Annotated in this window: 14 protein-coding genes; 13 read left to right on the top strand and 1 reads right to left on the bottom strand. The window is 40.2% G+C overall.

Annotated elements, in window-relative coordinates; all coding sequences use genetic code 11:
• Positions 1 to 48: 48 nt before the first annotated feature.
• The 11 genes from EO112_RS03125 to EO112_RS03075 all read left to right on the top strand — a co-directional run bounded on the left by EO112_RS03125 (position 49) and on the right by EO112_RS03075 (position 13751).
• Positions 49 to 495: a helix-turn-helix transcriptional regulator gene (locus EO112_RS03125; protein ID WP_009352901.1), complete on the top strand. Its 447-nt coding sequence runs from the start codon at positions 49 to 51 to the stop codon at positions 493 to 495.
• Positions 496 to 513: 18 nt separating this feature from the next.
• Positions 514 to 2493 (top strand): YgiQ family radical SAM protein, encoded by a 1980-nt coding sequence (locus tag EO112_RS03120; RefSeq protein ID WP_127162884.1) that lies wholly within the window; start codon positions 514 to 516, stop codon positions 2491 to 2493.
• A gap of 13 nt (positions 2494 to 2506) precedes the next feature.
• Positions 2507 to 3550: an ABC transporter substrate-binding protein gene (locus EO112_RS03115; RefSeq protein WP_127162882.1), complete on the top strand. Its 1044-nt coding sequence runs from the start codon at positions 2507 to 2509 to the stop codon at positions 3548 to 3550.
• Complete coding sequence (rimO, locus tag EO112_RS03110) at positions 3547 to 4887, top strand: 30S ribosomal protein S12 methylthiotransferase RimO (protein WP_127010213.1); 1341 nt, start codon at positions 3547 to 3549, stop codon at positions 4885 to 4887. The genes EO112_RS03115 and rimO overlap by 4 nt, the downstream gene beginning before the upstream one ends.
• A gap of 12 nt (positions 4888 to 4899) precedes the next feature.
• Positions 4900 to 6135 carry a competence/damage-inducible protein A gene (locus tag EO112_RS03105; RefSeq protein WP_127162880.1) on the top strand — a complete coding sequence of 412 codons (1236 nt, stop codon included), beginning with the start codon at positions 4900 to 4902 and terminating at the stop codon, positions 6133 to 6135.
• Positions 6136 to 6139: 4 nt separating this feature from the next.
• A complete protein-coding gene (recA, locus tag EO112_RS03100) occupies positions 6140 to 7249 on the top strand; it encodes a recombinase RecA (RefSeq protein ID WP_369813334.1) in 1110 nt (369 codons plus the stop codon).
• Positions 7249 to 7752, top strand: a complete 504-nt coding sequence (locus tag EO112_RS03095; protein WP_126940547.1) for a regulatory protein RecX — start codon at positions 7249 to 7251, stop codon at positions 7750 to 7752. The genes recA and EO112_RS03095 overlap by 1 nt, the downstream gene beginning before the upstream one ends.
• A 106-nt stretch (positions 7753 to 7858) precedes the next feature.
• The gene (rny, locus tag EO112_RS03090; protein WP_369813333.1) at positions 7859 to 9442 is read left to right on the top strand and encodes a ribonuclease Y; all 1584 of its coding nucleotides are present in this window, start codon (positions 7859 to 7861) and stop codon (positions 9440 to 9442) included.
• A 205-nt stretch (positions 9443 to 9647) separates the two neighbouring features.
• The gene (gene dnaG / locus EO112_RS03085; RefSeq protein ID WP_127162878.1) at positions 9648 to 11411 is read left to right on the top strand and encodes a DNA primase; all 1764 of its coding nucleotides are present in this window, start codon (positions 9648 to 9650) and stop codon (positions 11409 to 11411) included.
• 21 nt (positions 11412 to 11432) lie between these two features.
• On the top strand, positions 11433 to 12665 hold the full coding sequence (gene rpoD, locus EO112_RS03080; RefSeq protein WP_009352990.1) for an RNA polymerase sigma factor RpoD: 1233 nt from the start codon (positions 11433 to 11435) through the stop codon (positions 12663 to 12665).
• Between the two features lie 303 nt (positions 12666 to 12968).
• Positions 12969 to 13751, top strand: coding sequence for a basic amino acid ABC transporter substrate-binding protein (locus EO112_RS03075; protein ID WP_127010208.1), 783 nt, complete (start codon positions 12969 to 12971; stop codon positions 13749 to 13751).
• A 567-nt stretch (positions 13752 to 14318) separates the two neighbouring features.
• Here the strand turns inward: EO112_RS03075 and EO112_RS03070 are convergent.
• The gene (locus EO112_RS03070; protein ID WP_127163025.1) at positions 14319 to 15266 is read right to left on the bottom strand and encodes an L-lactate dehydrogenase; all 948 of its coding nucleotides are present in this window, start codon (positions 15264 to 15266) and stop codon (positions 14319 to 14321) included.
• Between the two features lie 425 nt (positions 15267 to 15691).
• Here EO112_RS03070 and EO112_RS03065 point away from each other — a divergent pair, with 425 nt between their 5' ends.
• On the top strand, positions 15692 to 16585 hold the full coding sequence (locus EO112_RS03065) for an epoxyqueuosine reductase (protein WP_127162876.1): 894 nt from the start codon (positions 15692 to 15694) through the stop codon (positions 16583 to 16585).
• Positions 16572 to 17756, top strand: a complete 1185-nt coding sequence (locus EO112_RS03060; protein WP_127162874.1) for a multidrug effflux MFS transporter — start codon at positions 16572 to 16574, stop codon at positions 17754 to 17756. The genes EO112_RS03065 and EO112_RS03060 overlap by 14 nt, the downstream gene beginning before the upstream one ends.
• Positions 17757 to 17809 lie beyond the last annotated feature (53 nt).

The raw sequence follows: 17809 nt of genomic DNA, 5'->3' as shown, positions 1-17809 counted from the left end.
TGTGCCATTTGCGTTATGTAGATGGCACCTATATGTATAGGAGGTTCTATGGCATCGATTGGCGAAGAACTTAGACGTGAGCGTCAACGACGCGGTTTAACATTAGAACAAATTGAAGATGTATTACATATAAAAGTAGCCTACCTACATGCCTTGGAGCATGATGAGTTTAGTCGTATTCCAGGTAGTGTGTACACGAAAGGGTTCATCAAAAATTATAGTGAACTACTGGGCTTAGATAGTCGTCGATTGGTGGATACTTTTAAAAATAGAATGGGTGAATCCTTGACGATTCCCAAACGCAGAATGGTATCAAAAGAACAAGAGAAGACTGATGCCTTTCGAGAACAGGAATTGATTGAGGCGCCGAAACAACGGTTAACCTATGAAAGTCGTAAGGCAAAACGACAAAAAACGATGATGATAGAACGATTTGTAGTAGGTGGTATTTTGCTGCTGATTATTCTGTTTTTAGGTTGGCTATTTTTCGTGTAATACAGTATAAGGAATACTATGAAAGAACAATATTTAATTACTACAAAAGCAGAAATGGACGAACGAGGGTGGGCTGAACTTGATTTTGTCATTATCAGCGGAGATGCCTATGTGGATCATCCTTCCTTCGCGCCTACTGTAATTGGTAGATTATTAGAGTCCTATGGATATCGAGTCGGTATCATAGCTCAGCCAGACTGGAACGATGTGAATGCCTTTAAGGTTTTGGGAAAGCCTCGATTGGCATCCTTAGTGACAGCAGGTAATTTAGACAGTATGCTCAATAAATTTACAGCAGCCAAGAAACATCGCCGTGATGATGGGTATTCTCCAGGTGGTGAATCTGGGCGACGCCCAGACCGAGCTACGGTGGTGTATGCGAATCGTATGCGAGAGGCTTTTAAAGGGGTTCCTGTTGTTATTGGCGGCATTGAAGCTAGTTTGCGACGATTTGCCCATTATGATTATTGGTCCGATACAGTGCGCCGCTCTATTTTGATGGATAGTAAGGCAGATGTCCTTATCTATGGTATGGGAGAAAAGCAAATTCGTGAAATCGCCGAAGCCTTAGATAAAGACCAATTACAAAAACGATTACCTGCCATCAAAGGGATTTGTTATGTTGCCAACACCGTGCCAGAGAATGCTATTGAATGCCCATCTTACGAAGCTATATCAGCAGACAAAGAAATCTTTGCTAAAGCCTTTAAAATGCAATTTGATGAGCAAGATCCATACTATGGGAAAACAGTGGCGCAAGGGCATGGTAATCGGTATATTGTACAGAATAGTCCAGCCTTACCATTAACACAGGAAGAAATGGATCATGTTTATAGTTTACCCTATACGAGAAAATGGCATCCTATGTATGATGCGGCTGGTGGAGTACCTGCCTTAGCAGAAGTGCAGTTTAGTATTACTAGCCATCGTGGTTGTTTTGGTAGTTGTTCTTTCTGTGCTATTACAAGCCATCAAGGACGAATTATTCAAAATCGTAGTCATCAGTCGATCTTAGATGAGGCTCATCGTATGACAACTATGGATGGATTTAAAGGATACATTCATGATGTAGGAGGTCCTACGGCAAATTTCCGTCATGTTGCTTGCGATAAACAGTTGAAAGTAGGCGCTTGTAAGGGGAAAACATGTGCTGCGCCCAAAGCATGTCCTCAGTTAAATACGAATCATGATGACTATGTGAGCATTTTGCGAAAAGTACGTAATGTAAAAGGTGTAAAAAAAGTGTTTGTGCGCTCTGGGTTACGGTACGACTATGTATTGGACGATAATAACAAAGACTTCGTTCGAGAATTGTGCGAACATCACGTGAGTGGTCAATTAAAAGTTGCCCCTGAACATGTATCCGAGCATGTAACGACCATCATGGGGAAAGCCAATAAAAGTTACTTCTTAAAATTTAAATCTTGGTTTGATGAGGCGAATCGTAAATTAGGTAAACAACAATTTTTGGTGCCTTATTTTATGAGTTCTCATCCAGGCTGTACATTAGAAGATGCTATTGAATTGGCAGAATTTTTGCGAGATCAAAATATGACTCCAGAACAGGTGCAAGATTTTATTCCTACTCCAGGTAGCTTATCGACCGCCATGTATTACACAGGAATCAATCCCCTTACAGGTGAGCCTGTATATGTGGCTAAAAAAGGCAGAGATAAAGCTATGCAACGAGCCTTGATGCAATATAAACGAGAAGATAATTATGAATTAGTAAAAGAAGCCTTAATCAAAGCAAATCGCAGAGATTTAATCGGTTTTGGACCATTATGCTTAATTCCTCCGCGATGTATAAAACGGAATGCACCAAAATCTGATAATACTAGAACTTCAGTTAAGGGTGGAGTGAAACCAACAGGTAGAGGAAAAAGATCTGTGCAAGGGGAAGGACGTACAAATAGTGGTTCTAAAACTGGTATAGGAAATCGAAAAAATAAAGGTATGAAAAAAAAGGAATTTTGGTTAGGTATCTCTAATAGGTAAAGGAGGTGAATCTATGAAACGGTTACGATTGCTTATGGTGTATGTACTAGTAGTAGTAGGTATGTTTAGTGTAGGCTTGTGGCTTAATGATATGAAACAAGATCAAGTGGATCAACGTGTGATTTCTACAAGAGCAGAAATTACTATCTATACAGATGGGGACCCTGACGTCTTGAAGGCTATAGGACAGGCCTACGAAAGAGAGGCACAAGTAAGAGTACATGTTATTCCCATACCGCAGAATCAAATGGGTACACGGTTAGCTTTGCCAGAAGCAGAGCAACAAGGGGATCTTGTGATTTCTACAAAATCCAATCTCAGTGAAGGGGTTGAGCATGGAGCCTTTCGTAGATTGCCAATTACTTTAACGTATTCGGTAGATACAGTATTCCACGGCCCGGATGAGCAATGGGTAGGGATATGGTATGATCCTTATGTCTTAGCCTTACACGATACCTTCTATAGCGGTCAGGGAAAATATGTAAACACTTGGTTTTCCTTAGCTTATACGGGCCCATGGCGTATAGCGGTCACTGATTTTGTAGCTGATGCATCGTCTACTACTTTATTGAATAGTTTTGGTGCTATCTATGGACTGGATGGTGCTATCTCCTATTTTGATAGTTTGCGGCCACGTATTGTACAGTATGCAAAAGCCTTGCCATCTTCAGTGCGCATGGCTGCTATTGGAGATGTACAGGTCAGTGTAGGACATTATTCGGATGCCAAATTCTATGAGGTTCATAAATATCCTTTGACGATTTTATATCCTAGGGAAGGTACTCCTTATGATTTGATGGGCGTAGGGATTCTAAAAGGATCCAGTAATGTTGGTGAAAGTGAAGCGTTTGTGAGTTGGTTACTTTCAGAACGGGTACAAGCTGTATTGAAAGAGGGGGATAGGTATTATTTGCCAACCAGAGAAACGGTGGAATCTCATAAAGACCGACAGGGCAATCATCTTGTGTTATGGAATGCAGGGATTGTGAAAGAAGAGCAAGATAAGATATTACAAGAATGGATACGACAAGTGCGTTTTAGAAAGGATACACCATGAGTAAGTTGTTAGGTTATATTAGTTTAGGTTGCGCCAAGAATTTGGTGGATACAGAGGTGATGTTAGGAGCTTTACAAGATAATGGCTATGAAATTACAGAAGAGTTAGAAAAAGCAGAAATTATTATTATCAACACATGCACATTTATCGAGAAAGCAAAAGAAGAATCGATCAATACTATATTAGAGGCTGGTCAATATAAACAATATGGAGACTGTAAAGGTCTTATCGTGGCGGGCTGTTTAAGTCAGCAATACCAAGAAGAATTGTTTACTGAAATTCCAGAAATTGATGCCCTCATTGGAACAGGATCTTGGAATCGTATCATGGAAGCTGTGGAGGCCATTCAACAAGGTCAACGTATTTGTATTATGGATAGTATGACAAATATGTATGATGAAGGCATGCCACGGATGATGACAACACCGGACTATAGTGCATATGTAAAAATTTCTGAAGGATGTAATAATGGATGTACGTTCTGTATCATTCCGAAAGTACGTGGGGCCTATCGCAGTCGATCTATGGAGTCTATTGAACGAGAAGTACAGCAGCTTGCAGAAGCAGGTGTGAAAGAAGTAGTATTAATTGCTCAAGATACTACCTACTATGGCGCAGATTTGAATAATGGTACACCGCTGCTTTCAGAGTTGTTGAAACGATTGGCGAAGATTGAAGGTATCGAATGGATTCGCATGTTGTACTTGTATCCAAAACACTTCTCTGATGAATTGCTAGAAACAATCATGACAGAGCCAAAGGTGTGCAAGTATATCGATATGCCGCTACAGCATATTAACAATACTGTGTTACAACGTATGAACCGTAAGGATACGCGGGAAAATATTGTAGCTTTGTTACATAAAATTCGTAATCGCAGCGAGCATATTACATTGCGCACATCCCTTATCGTTGGATTCCCTGGAGAAACAGAAGAACAATTCCAAGAATTGGCAGACTTTGTAAAAGATATTCGATTTGACCACATGGGTGTATTTACGTACTCTCAAGAGGATGGTACACCAGCAGGTCTGATGGATGACCAAATTCCTGAAGAAGTAAAAGAAGAACGATACCATACATTAATGGCTATTCAAGCACAAGTTTCAGAAGAACATAATCGTGATCTAGAGGGAACGATTCATCAAGGCCTAATTGAAGCCATCGATGAAGTAGAGCCGGGAAAATTTTTGGCTCGTGGACGTTTGCAAATGCAGGCTCCAGATGTAGATGGTAATATGTATGTAGAAGATGTAACAGGACTTTCTGAAGGCGATATTGTGACTGTAAAAGTATCACAAGGTTTCGCTTATGACGTGGTAGTAGAAACTGTATAGGATGGTGATAGCATGATCGTAGAATTAATCTCTACAGGATCAGAATTATTACTAGGACATATTGTCAATACAAATGTAAAATGGCTCAGCGAAGAACTGAACAATCGTGGCTATTCTGTGGCATATCAAACGACGGTGGGGGATAATCCTGAGCGTATGAAAGAGGTATTTCAACGAGCAGGGGAGCGAGCAGATATTGTGATCAGTTCTGGAGGCTTAGGTGCTACCCAAGGAGACATAACTCGAAAATCCTTGGCAGATGCGCTAGGATTACCTTTGGTATTTCACGAAGAAGCAGGTCGTGAGGTAGATTCTTTTTATGAGAAACAAGGTAGGGTGAAACCTTACGAATCTGACCGAGATCGGTATTTGCCAGAAGGGGCAAAGGTACTACATAATCCAGTAGGTGTGGCACCAGCAGTGGTAGTGGAACAGGATGATACGGTATATGTATTGTTACCAGGTCCTCCATCAGAATTACAAGGAACTTTTATAGAAAGTGTGAGTCCCTTTTTAGAGCGACGTTTTGGACAGCAAGGGATGATCTATTCTGAGCGGTATGCTGTGTATGGATATCGTGAAATGCAACTAGAGACTCTATTGCAAGACTTGATTCAGAATCAGCAGAACCCAACTATAGCACTATTGATCAAACCAGGATACATTGAAATTCGCTTAACTGCCAAAGGCGAGTCAAAAGCAGACTGTCAGGAGAAATTAGGTCCATGGAGGTCTATCCTATTAGAACGCTTGGAAGATATCCGTAGTTTAGATACATCGATGTTGGAAGACTTTCACAAGGTGGCGCTAGAAACCGGCATTACCATAGGGACGACTGAATCTTGTACAGGCGGCCTAGTAGGAAAAATCTTGACTGACTTAGGTGGTAGCAGTGGATATTATCAGGGTGGTATTATTTCCTATGCAAATGCGGTGAAAGAACAAGTATTAGGTGTATCATCAGAGACATTGGCAACATACGGTGCTGTCAGTGAAGAAACGGCTAAGGAAATGGTTGAAGGTGTATTTCGTGTATTACGTACAGACTATGCCATTGCGACCACAGGGATAGCAGGTCCAGGTGGTGGCAGTCAAGAAAAGCCAGTAGGTCTTGTGTATATCGGTATTGGTACACCACGAGGTATTACTGTACATAAAGAGATATTTATAGGGGATCGTACTAGTATCCGTAAGAGTGTAGCGGAACGAGCGATTCAATATGTATATAAAGAATTAATAGAAAGGTAGAACAATGGCAAAGGATAAAGCAAAAGAAGCAGCAATTGATATGAAAAGCGGATCTCAAGAAGATCGTATGAGAGCCTTAGAAGGGGCTTTAAAACAAATTGAAAAAGACTTTGGTCAAGGCGCGATCATGCGCATGGGCGAAGCGGCGGATAAAATGAACATTGAAGTCATTTCTACAGGTGTATTGGCCTTGGATTTGGCAGTTGGTGTAGGTGGATTCCCACGGGGCCGTATTATTGAAATTTATGGACCAGAATCTTCTGGTAAAACTACGGTGGCTTTACATGCAGCAGCAGAAGCACAACGTAATGGTGGCGTTGTTGCCTTCATCGATGCGGAACATGCCTTAGACCCTGTATATGCGAAAAAATTAGGCGTAGACATCAATAGCTTGTTGATTTCCCAACCGGATAATGGTGAACAAGGCTTAGAAATTACAGAGGCTTTGGTTCGCTCTGGTGCAGTAGACTTAATCGTTGTGGACTCCGTAGCAGCCTTAACACCTAAAGTAGAGATTGATGGTGAAATGACAGATGCTCACGTTGGGGTACATGCGCGTTTGATGAGTAAAGCATTACGTAAATTAACAAGCTCCATCAGTAAAACTAGAACGGTTATTATCTTTATTAACCAATTGCGTGAAAAAGTAGGCGTTATGTTTGGTAACCCAGAAACAACTACGGGTGGCCGTGCTTTAAAATTCTACTCTACGATTCGTTTAGATGTACGCAAAGGGGAAGCATTGACTTCAGCTAAAGAACATGTCGGTAATCGTACAAAAGTAAAAGTTGTGAAAAATAAAGTAGCTCCTCCATTCAAAGTAGCAGAATTTGATTTGATGTTTGGGGAAGGCGTTTCCTACGAAGGTACATTGATTGACATCGGTGCGAATATTGAAGTGATCAAAAAATCTGGTGCTTGGTATTCCTATAATGGAGAGCGTATGGGTCAAGGTAAAGAGGCTGCCAAAGTATTCTTGAAAGAAAACCCTCAAATTGCTCAAGAAATTGATGCTATTATTCGTGATACATTAGCAGCAGAACCATTGAATGTGCTTGGTCATGATGAAGAAGTGGATGAAGTAGCAACTACTGAAACTGTGGATATGGAATAATGGCATTTCGTACATCGAAAGAGCAGGAATGGACATTTGCATCAGCTATGGAGCAAGCTTTGCGCTTATTAGGGCCACGGTCCTTAAGCACCTTAGAGCTACGGCGTAAATTGTCTCAACGGTCTGTGCCTAGTGAGCTAATACAGGATGTAGAAGAAAAACTTCTATCCTTATCGTACTTAGATGATGAAGAATTGTCGGAAGAAGCGTTGCGTGCCTATATGGAGGCAGAAAAGCATAGTACCTATTACATTCGTGAAAAAATGCGCGAACGAGGTCTTGCTGTATCTTATGTATTAGATGACTATGATGAATGGTCGGTAGCGGTAAAGCTATTAGAGCAACGATTTCACATATCCGATGAGGAGCGGTTAGCAGCCATCGAAGAGGGTGAAGAAGATAAGTTTAGCAAGAAAAAAATAATTTATTTTTTGAAGAATCGTGGATTCGCTGTGAGTACAATTCAATCTATCTGTTATGAATGGGGCCCCTACTTAGAGTAGGGGCTTTGTCTTGACATTCCACGGTGTATGAACTAAAATTAAAATAGCCTTAATAATAAGCAAAATAAAATTTAAAAGCAAAATGGGCGAGAAACCGGGGAAGCGGATGTATCGACTTCTCCTTTTTTTATGCAAGTGGGAGGTGAACACGATTTTAGAATACAGCATTATTGCCGTAGTCATGGTATTAATTGGTCTTGGAGTAGGCTATTTATTGCGCCGCAATATTGCAGAAGGTAAGCTAAACAAAGCGGAAACAGAAGCTGCACGTATTGTTGCTGATGGCGAGCGCTTAGCGGAGTCTAAGAAAAAAGAAGCGTTACTGGAAGCAAAAGAAGAAATTCATAAATTGCGTGCTGATGTTGATAAAGAAAATCGGGATAGACGTAATGAATTACAACGTCTTGAACGACGGATTTTACAAAAAGAAGAGCAATTAGACAAAAAACTAGACAGTATTGAACGCAAAGAGGAGTCCTTGCACCACAAGGAACGCAATCTAGAAAAAGCGGAAGAAAAAATTGAGGTATTGCATCAACAACAAATGGAAGAGTTAGAACGAATTTCTAGCTTAACCTTTGATGAAGCAAAACAAATTTTATTGACAAAAGTAGAACAAGAGATTCGTCACGACACTGCTGTGATGCTTAAAGATCTTGAGCAACAAGCAAAAGAAGAGGCGGAAAAGAATGCCAGAGAAATTATTTCTATGGCCATTCAACGATGTGCAGCTGACCATGTAGCAGAATCTACAGTGTCTGTGGTGACATTGCCAAATGATGAGATGAAAGGCCGTATTATCGGTCGTGAAGGCCGTAATATTCGCGCCTTAGAAACGTTGACGGGTATTGACTTAATTATTGATGATACACCAGAAGCAGTTATTTTATCCGGATTTGATCCAATTCGTCGCGAAGTAGCACGAATTGCTTTAGAAAAACTCATTGTAGATGGACGTATCCATCCAGCTCGTATCGAGGAAATGGTTGAAAAAGCACGCCGTGAGGTGGAAACAACTATAAAAGAAGCGGGCGAGCAAGCTACTTTTGAAGCAGATGTACATGGCTTACATCCAGAAGTGATTCGTATTTTAGGTAGACTAAAATATCGTACTAGTTATGGACAGAATGTACTAAAACATTCTGTAGAAGTATCTCATTTAGCAGGTATGATGGCAGCGGAATTAGGCTGCGATGTAGTACTGGCTAAACGAGGCGGTTTATTACATGATTTAGGCAAAGCCTTAACACATGAAATTGAAGGATCTCACGTGGAAATTGGCGTAGATCTTGCTAAAAAATATCATGAAAGCGCATTGGTACAAAATTGTATTGGCGCTCATCATGGTGATGAAGAGTTTAAATCTGTAGAGGCTGTATTGGTAGCGGCAGCAGATGCTATTTCTGCAGCACGACCAGGAGCTAGACGCGAAACATTAGAAAATTATTTAAAACGATTATCTAAGTTGGAAGAAATCGCTGAATCTTTTGAAGGCGTTGAAAAATGCTTTGCTATCCAAGCAGGTCGAGAGATTCGCGTTATGGTAAAACCAGATAAAGTGGATGATGTGGAAGCGAACTTGTTGGTACGTGACATCATTAAACGAATCGAAAATGAATTAGAATATCCAGGACAAATTAAAGTTGTGGTTATTCGTGAAACACGAGTCGTAGATTACGCGAAAAAATAGTCTACATAAGTGGTTGGAGCAGCCTTTGGCTGCTCTAACTTCTTTTTTTTCACACTATATATGAATTGCATATATAGTGTGAAGAAAAAGAAAGTATCTGTAAGTAGGAGTTTTTTTATTTGTGTAGAATAGTATAGATAGAGAACGTATATATAATTTATACTTTTTAGTAAATACACTGTAGTGCATAGCTTAGGAGAATGACATGAGCAAGTTTTTCGATGATGATATAATTGAACAAGTCAAAGATGCCAATGACATTGTATCTGTCATTTCTGAGCATATTCCATTAAAGAAGAAAGGGAAAAACTATTGGGGTTGTTGTCCATTTCATAATGAAAAGACACCTTCTTTTAGTGTGACCCCTGAAAAGGGCTTTTTTTATTGTTTTGGTTGTCGAGAATCGGGGAATGTTATCAGTTTTTTAATGAAATATGATAATTTAACGTTTCCAGAAGCGATAGAAAGATTAGCTAATCGTGCTAACATTGCTTTACCAGAACGGACCGTATCATCAGCAGAACGAAAACGTATGGCCCGTATGGAATCTATGTATGAAGTGAATGAACTAGCTACAAATTTCTTTCATAATTGTTTAGTAAAAACAGAGTTAGGAAAACAGGGTTTAGACTATTTACTAAAACGAGGTCTATCCATGGAGACTATAACAAAGTTTCGCTTAGGTTTTGCTCCAGATGGATGGGATAAGTTATACAGTGCCTTTATTGGACGTGGAGTGGACCCTAATTTGTTATTAGAGTTAGGGTTATGCCGTAAAAATGAGCAAGGTAAAATATACGATTATTTTAGAAAACGTGTGATGTTTCCTATCATGGATGGAAAGGGGCGTGTGTTAGGCTTCGGTGGTCGTGTTATTGATGACAGTAATCCGAAATATTTGAACTCCCCAGAAACGGAAATATTTAATAAAGGACATTTATTATTTGCCTTTTATCAATCCTACCGTAGCATTCGTGAAAAGAAACAAGCAGTCCTTGTAGAGGGATATATGGATGTACTGAGTTGTCATAATGTAGGCATTACGAATGTAGTGGCATCGTTGGGTACGGCCTATACGAAAGACCATGGTAGGTTATTAATGCGTCAAGCAGAGGAAGTTGTTCTTGCCTATGATATGGACGGAGCTGGTCGTACAGCGGCTAAGCGTGCTATCGAATTATTGCAAAATACAGAATTTTCTGTTAAGGTAGTATCTATGCCTGATGGAAAGGATCCAGATGATTTTATCAAAAATCACGGTCCTGAAGCATGGCAAGAATTGGTGGATACATCGCCAAGAGATTTTGAGTTTTTACTGAATGAAAGCTTACGTCGTCACGATACTAATTCGGTAGAAGGAAAACGATCTGTTTTGGGAGATATGTTCCCCTTTATTGCGGGCCATGAAAGCCAAGTGCGCCGTGATGAATATTTAAAAGCTATGGCATTACCTTTGTGGTTAGATGTGAGTACTATCATTACTTACTTTAGGCAGTTTCTTCGACAAGGAAATATAGAATTAAAACAGCAGGATCTTAATGTGCCTAAGGAACATTTCACAGATGAAGAAGAATTGCTGTACTGGGTAGGTAAGGATAATACTATTTATACCTTAGTGAGCCAATATATAGGAGTAGAAGATATATCGCATCCTATGTATCGCGTCTATTATGAAAAGATTGGTGACTTGGTAACTAGAGGTGAAACATTGTCGGACATCCTTTTAGAAGGAGCTTTAGATGCAGAATCTTGGCACATGTTTGGCAAATGGTCGGTCTTAATTGACCGTGAAATGAATGAGGAATTATTGCACAATTTAATTCGAAGTGTGCGATTAAAATCCCTTCGCAATCAATATAAGGAACATAGTCGATTGGCAGACCAATTAAGTAGAGCTAATGATCCTAGATTTATAGAAGAGTTACGAATGTGTCAGGATTTACAAGAATTGATTAAACAGTGGTCTTGATGTAGTGAAAGGAAGAGCACAGTGGCAAAGAAGAAAAAAGAATCGCAAGTGCAAGAAATTATCGCGGTTTTATTAGAAGATGCGAAACGAGAAGGCGTCATTACAGCTAAGAAAATTTCTGATGCACTTTCAGAACAAATGGAAGTAACAGCAGAGCAGCTTGATAGTATGTATGCAATATTTAATAATTTAAATATTGAAGTCATTCCTGATGATGAGCATGCTTCTGAAAGTGACTTGCATCTACATGATGAATTATTAGATAAGGATATAGAAGTCGAAGTTGATGTAGATGTGGATGTGGAACATTTAACTAGTGACATCGATATTGCTACGGAAGAAGATGATGAAGAAAAAGAGATTAATCTTGATTTATCTATTCCTGAGGGGATGAATATTGATGATCCAGTGCGTATGTATTTGAAAGAAATTGGACGTGTTCCATTGCTATCTGGTGATGAAGAAATCATTTTGGCACAACAAATTGAGGCAGGTAATCAAGAAGGAGCTACCTATAAAGAAGTTCGTTTAGGTAGTAGCGCGAAACAGAAATTGATTGATGCTAACTTGCGTCTTGTGGTAAGTATTGCAAAACGTTATGTAGGCCGTGGTATGTTGTTCTTGGATTTAATTCAAGAAGGCAATTTGGGGCTTATTAAAGCAGTAGATAAATTTGACTATACAAAGGGATATAAATTTTCTACCTATGCCACATGGTGGATTCGTCAAGCCATTACAAGAGCGATTGCTGACCAAGCTAGAACCATTCGTATTCCAGTACATATGGTAGAAACGATTAATAAATTAGTACGTATTCAGCGTCAATTATTACAAGACTTAGGCCGTGAACCAAGTCCAGAAGAAATTGCTGAAGGCATGGGCATTACAGTGGAGCGTGTTCGAGAAATTCAAAAAATTTCTCAAGAGCCAGTCTCTTTAGAAACGCCAATTGGGGAAGAAGAAGATTCCCATTTAGGAGATTTCTTAGAAGATAAAGATGCGGTAGCTCCAGATGATGCGGCTAGCTTTATTTTGTTGCGAGAACAAATTGTTGAAGTATTTAGTTGCTTAACAGATCGAGAACAACAAGTGTTAGAATTACGCTTTGGTTTAAAAGATGGGAAGCCACGCACATTGGAAGAAGTTGGTCAATTCTTTAATGTGACACGGGAACGGATTCGTCAAATTGAAGGAAAAGCTTTAACAAAACTGCGGAATCGTGGGAAACGAGATAAAATTAAAGACTTTTTATAATGCCTAATATTAAGTAATAGTAGTTAGTATTGTAGGTAGGGATTGTAACTAATTGTGAAATAATTATGCTGTTATAGTCTTACGTATTAAAATAATGAACCCAGGGGGAAGTTGATATGTTTTGTTCAACTTCCCTTTGATGTATTTGATGGTATTATAGTAAATATCTTTTGTAGAGTAAAATAAAAATAGTGATATACTTATAAAGAGAAACTTTATAAAAAATACTTGCTATTTAATAATTGTGTGGTATAATTTATGTATAAATAATCATAAGTAGTGAATATATTCTGGGAGGTAATTATGATTAGCATGAAAAAACTAGGTCTTATCCTATGTACAGCTGTTCTTAGTGTAGGTTTGCTAGCTGGTTGTGGTAGTGATAAAAAAGAAGCGCAGTTAACACAAACAGCAGGGGTGTTGAAAGTTGGTTCTGAAACCACATTCCCTCCATTTGAATTTGCAGAAGAAAATACTAATAAATATATTGGTTTTGATGTAGATTTAAGTGAAGAAGTAGCCAAACGGTTAGGCTTAAAATTAGAGTTTGTCAGCATGGGATTCGATGCGTTGATTCCTGCTACACAATCTGGCAATATTGATATGATTGCAGCTGGTATTAATGCAACTCCAGAACGTGAAAAAGCATTAGCATTCTCTGAGCCATACTTCAAAGAAGGCGGTTTCATCACTATTGTTCGTAAAGATAATACGGATATCAAAAAAATGGATGATCTTGCTAATAAACGTGTAGGGGTTCAAATTGGTACAGTACCTGTGGAAATGGCAAAAGCAATCCCTGGTACAGATGTAAAAGAAATGGATTCTAATAGCAATATCTTCATGGCATTACAAGCAGGTACGATTGATGGTGCTATCATTGACCAAGCAGTGGCTATGTATTACTTGAAACAAGGTGCAGACAAAGATCTTAAATTGGTAGGAGAAGGCACAGATGCACCTCCATTCGTATTAGGGTTCAATAAATCTAACACAGCATTACGTGATAAAGTTAATGAAGCTTTGAAAGCAATGCGTGAAGATGGAACATATGATAAAATTTACTCCAAATGGTTCGCTAAGTAATTCCGCTATGTAGCCTGTGGCGCGTTTATTAGCAAATGGAAGACCGCAACATATTCCTTCTCAAACTGATACAGTGGTTAGGTTTGTTCAGGAACATGTTGCGGTCTTCTTGCGTTTGTGTGAGTTAGTAAAAAGGGGGCCACAATGGCTACTACTCGTAACTGCGCCGCTCAGGGAGTGGAAGAGCACGACATATTCCGACCCGAACTGATACAGTGGTTAGGTTTGCTCCGGAATATGTCGTGCTCTTCTAGCATTTGTCTTATTTTGGCATAGGGAATACCACACAGGCTACTACGCATAAGGGCCTTGCTCAGGGGTGGGGGATGTGGAAGAGCACGGTATACTCCTCACAAACGGTATTTCATAATGTATCGACTCTTGTAATGCTATGTACTCTGTGGCGGCTATAAGAAAATATGGCAAAGGGAAACGAGCAACACATTCCTTCACAAACGGTATTTCATAATGTTTGTTCAGGAACATGTTGCTCGTTTCTGTATTTTTATAATTTAGCTAGTAAGGATCGCCACAGGGCTACTACGCATGACTGCGTTCCTCAGGGAATTATAGTGTGTGTGCTAGTTTAATATATTCCCGAATGCGTTCGCAAGAGTTGTGGAAGGCTTTTTGTTCGTCAGCGGTTAGGTGCAATTCCAAGATTTCTTCGATGCCGTTTTTGCCGATGATGGCAGGGACGGAGGCAAAGACGTTGTGTTCGCCGTATTCGCCTTCTAGTTTGCACGATAGAGGTAATACTTTTTGTTCATCGTGGAAGTAAGCACGGATGATTTCTGTAACGGATGCAGCGATACCAAACTCTGTGGATCCTTTTCCGATGAGGACGAGGTAGCCGCCGTATTTCATTTGTTCTACTAGGGCATTTTCATCAAAGGTTGGGAAGCGGTGAGGAAGCTCTTGTTGAAGTTCTTTCAATGGTTTACCAGATACAGTAACGTGAGACCAAGGGACCATAGCGCTACCACCGTGTTCACCCATAGCATAGCAAGATAAAGAGCGACGATGTATGTGGATTTGTTCAGCTACTAATCGTTGCAAACGAGCAGAGTCTAAGGATGTGCCAGAAGAGATGATTTTGTGTTTTGGGTAGTTTAGATATTCTTGTACATAGGCAGCTACCACATCAGCAGGATTGGAAATGCTAACGATGAAACCGTTGAATCCCGAGGCTTTCACACGAGGAAGGAATTCACGCAATACTTCTATGGTAGACCCTAGTGTATCTAGTCGATCTTGTTCTGGGGATGGTAGAGGACCTGCAGAAATAACGAGAATATCGCAGTCTCCGATATCTTCAGGTTCGCAAGGGATAGCTTCTACACGATGTGGTAAGTAACTTACCGCATCATTAATATCGGTGGCTTGAGCAATGGCTTTGTCTTTGTCGATGTCTACCATGTATAATTGGTCAACCTCACCTTGTGTGGCAAGGGAAAATGCCACGTGGGAGCCCACATGACCAGTGCCGATAATGGCAACTTTTCGTAGTTCTATAGACATATTGTTCCTCCTGTGTTGAATGATAAAAGTAATTAGTAATATGTTATAGGATAAAACTTTTGAGTTCATTTAGTCAATACGTCACTTGTTAATCTATGCAGCTTGCAGCGTGTTAATTGAATAGGGCAATGGGAAGAGCACGGTATACTCCTCACAAACGGTATTTCATAATGTTTGTTCGGAGCACACCGTGCTCTTCTTGTTTTTTGATTCGGTCAGTAAATCTCGCAGCAAGGCTGCTATGCTTAACTGCATTCTTTAGGGAGCGGGATTGGTTTTGAATTTTTGATAGTACTTCCAGAGAAAACTATAATTTAAAATAAAGCTTCCCCAAATGCATAGTCTTTGTTCGGAATTGGTATGATATATGAGTGGCTGTTTATATATAAAACCTATGGATTGTATAGTATAATGAATGCATGACAAATTTAGAACTTGAAGAATTAGCGATACAATTAAATATTCCTGCGGTGGGGGTGGCGTCTTGGCCATTGCCGGTGGAGGCGTCGTTACATTTGGATACGCCCTATCCTTGTCCGTTTACGAATGGAAGTATTGAAGAACGATTGCAGGGGTCCACGACTATTGCTTCACCGAAGTCCGCGATAGTCTGTTTGTTTCCTTATTATATGCCTAGGGAAGGAGTGACGAATTTAGCTAGGTACTGTTGGGGCGATGATTATCATGTTGTGGTACGACAGTATTTGGAACGACTGGTGGATATTTTGCGTGAGCGCTATCCTGACGAAATATACGAAATTCATTGTGATACGTCACCTTTAGCGGATCGGTATATGGCATACTTGGCAGGCTTGGGGTTTTATGGGTGGAACCAAACATTTATCAACCCTACGTGGGGCTCCTATACTGTTATTGGCACTATTATGACGACGTTGGAATTGTCTCCTTCTGTACCGCTTGCACAGAGCTGTCTGCAATGTGGTGCTTGTTTGCGTGCTTGCCCTGGTAAGGCCTTACAAGGAGATCATTTAGATTATCGAACCTGTAAAAGTTATCTTACCCAATGTAAAGGGGAACTTTCAGAGGAAGAAGAACGAATTATTGGTAAAACACCTCTCATTTTTGGGTGTGATGTATGCCAGGAGGTGTGCCCCCACAATCGAGATATTCCTATGACGCCTATACCAGAGTTTCAACAGGTTACATCCTACATTGAGGTGGAGGAATTAGAAGGAATGACGAATAAGGAGTTTAAAGCGAAGTACGGCCACAAAGCATGGGCTTGGCGAGGAAAAAAAGTGTTGCTTCGCAATGCGGAGATTGTTAGAAAGGAAAAGCATGAAGGAAAGTAAGTCTGTTTCATTGTTTTTAATTATATTCTTAGGATTGCTCACAGCGGTAACGCCATTGGCGACGGATATGTATTTGCCAGCCTTGCCAATTATGCCTGGAGAACTGGATACATCGGCATCAAATATTCAAATGACCATCGGCATTATGACCATCGGTATTGCAGTGGGACAACTCTTTGCAGGACCTATCAGCGATGTGCTAGGTCGCAAGAGACTACTCATTGTGGGAAACCTACTTTGCGTAGTAGCTACCATTGTTTGCGCTTATGCACCAAATATTGAAGTACTCTTGTTGGGTCGATTTTTGCAAGGTGTGACTGGTTCCTTTGGAGTAGTTATCTCTAAAGCTATCGCTCGTGACCATGCATCGGGGGCGGCTCTAATTAAGTTGTTGGCATCATTGATGATGGTCAATGGCTTGGCGCCTGTTATTGCTCCATTAGTGGGAGGACAAATTTTGGCATATGAAACGTGGAGATTCATTTTCGTCGTTTTAGCAGGCTTTGCGATTCTTCTTCTCGTGGGGTCCATTCTATTCCGTGAAAGCTTACCAACAGAACAGCGTGTAGCAGGGGGCATTCAAGAGGCGCTCAAAAACTATAAGATGCTATTAAAAGACAAAGCTTTTTTAGGACAATGCGGTATTCAATGCTTTGCTTTTGGAGCCTTCTTTTGTTACATTAGTGGATCATCCTTTGTGTATCAAAATATTTTTGGGTTGGATGCGCAACAATTTAGTTATATATTTGGCATCAACAGTTGTGGTATCATTTTGTTTAGTATAATTAGCTCTCGTTTGAGTAATGTTATTAAGGATTACCAATTGTTGTACGGTAGTTTGTGTGTGCTATTCCTAGGATCCACTTTGTTCTTAGGAGCTATGGCACTGAATATACCATTCTTAGTGGTGACCACAATTTTATTCTTTACCGTAGGGACCGTGTCTCTATTCGGGGCGGCTAGTTTTTCTATGGCTATGGCAAATTACGGTCACCTAGCAGGTAGTGCATCTGCCTTATTAGGGTTTTTCTCCATGATGTCTGCGGGTGTTGTGTCACCTATCGTGGGGATCGGAGGGTCACATACGGCAATTCCTATGGGAATCACCATGGTGATATGTTCCTTGGCAGCAATTCTTTGCTATTATCGATTTGCTCGCCCTAGGGCATAGGTGTATTACTATAGCCAAAGTATTGTGGGTAAAGGTAGTGAAAGCGGCAAGTA

Origin of the sequence: Veillonella sp. VA141 (genome assembly GCF_003992175.1) — a bacterium.
Classification (GTDB): domain Bacteria; phylum Bacillota; class Negativicutes; order Veillonellales; family Veillonellaceae; genus F0422.
The sequence above is the reverse complement of the archived record's forward strand: the minus strand, read 5'-3'. Positions and strand labels throughout refer to the sequence as shown.

Excerpts from the sequence above, each read along its gene's own strand:
- EO112_RS03125 (WP_009352901.1), top strand. The coding sequence starts at position 49 with ATGGCATCGATTGGCGAAGAACTTAGACGTGAGCGTCAACGACGCGGT.
- EO112_RS03120 (WP_127162884.1), top strand. The coding sequence starts at position 514 with ATGAAAGAACAATATTTAATTACTACAAAAGCAGAAATGGACGAACGA.
- EO112_RS03115 (WP_127162882.1), top strand. The coding sequence starts at position 2,507 with ATGAAACGGTTACGATTGCTTATGGTGTATGTACTAGTAGTAGTAGGT.
- rimO (WP_127010213.1), top strand. The coding sequence starts at position 3,547 with ATGAGTAAGTTGTTAGGTTATATTAGTTTAGGTTGCGCCAAGAATTTG.
- EO112_RS03105 (WP_127162880.1), top strand. The coding sequence starts at position 4,900 with ATGATCGTAGAATTAATCTCTACAGGATCAGAATTATTACTAGGACAT.
- recA (WP_369813334.1), top strand. The coding sequence starts at position 6,140 with ATGGCAAAGGATAAAGCAAAAGAAGCAGCAATTGATATGAAAAGCGGA.
- EO112_RS03095 (WP_126940547.1), top strand. The coding sequence starts at position 7,249 with ATGGCATTTCGTACATCGAAAGAGCAGGAATGGACATTTGCATCAGCT.
- rny (WP_369813333.1), top strand. The coding sequence starts at position 7,859 with ATGTATCGACTTCTCCTTTTTTTATGCAAGTGGGAGGTGAACACGATT.
- dnaG (WP_127162878.1), top strand. The coding sequence starts at position 9,648 with ATGAGCAAGTTTTTCGATGATGATATAATTGAACAAGTCAAAGATGCC.
- EO112_RS03075 (WP_127010208.1), top strand. The coding sequence starts at position 12,969 with ATGATTAGCATGAAAAAACTAGGTCTTATCCTATGTACAGCTGTTCTT.
- EO112_RS03065 (WP_127162876.1), top strand. The coding sequence starts at position 15,692 with ATGACAAATTTAGAACTTGAAGAATTAGCGATACAATTAAATATTCCT.
- EO112_RS03060 (WP_127162874.1), top strand. The coding sequence starts at position 16,572 with ATGAAGGAAAGTAAGTCTGTTTCATTGTTTTTAATTATATTCTTAGGA.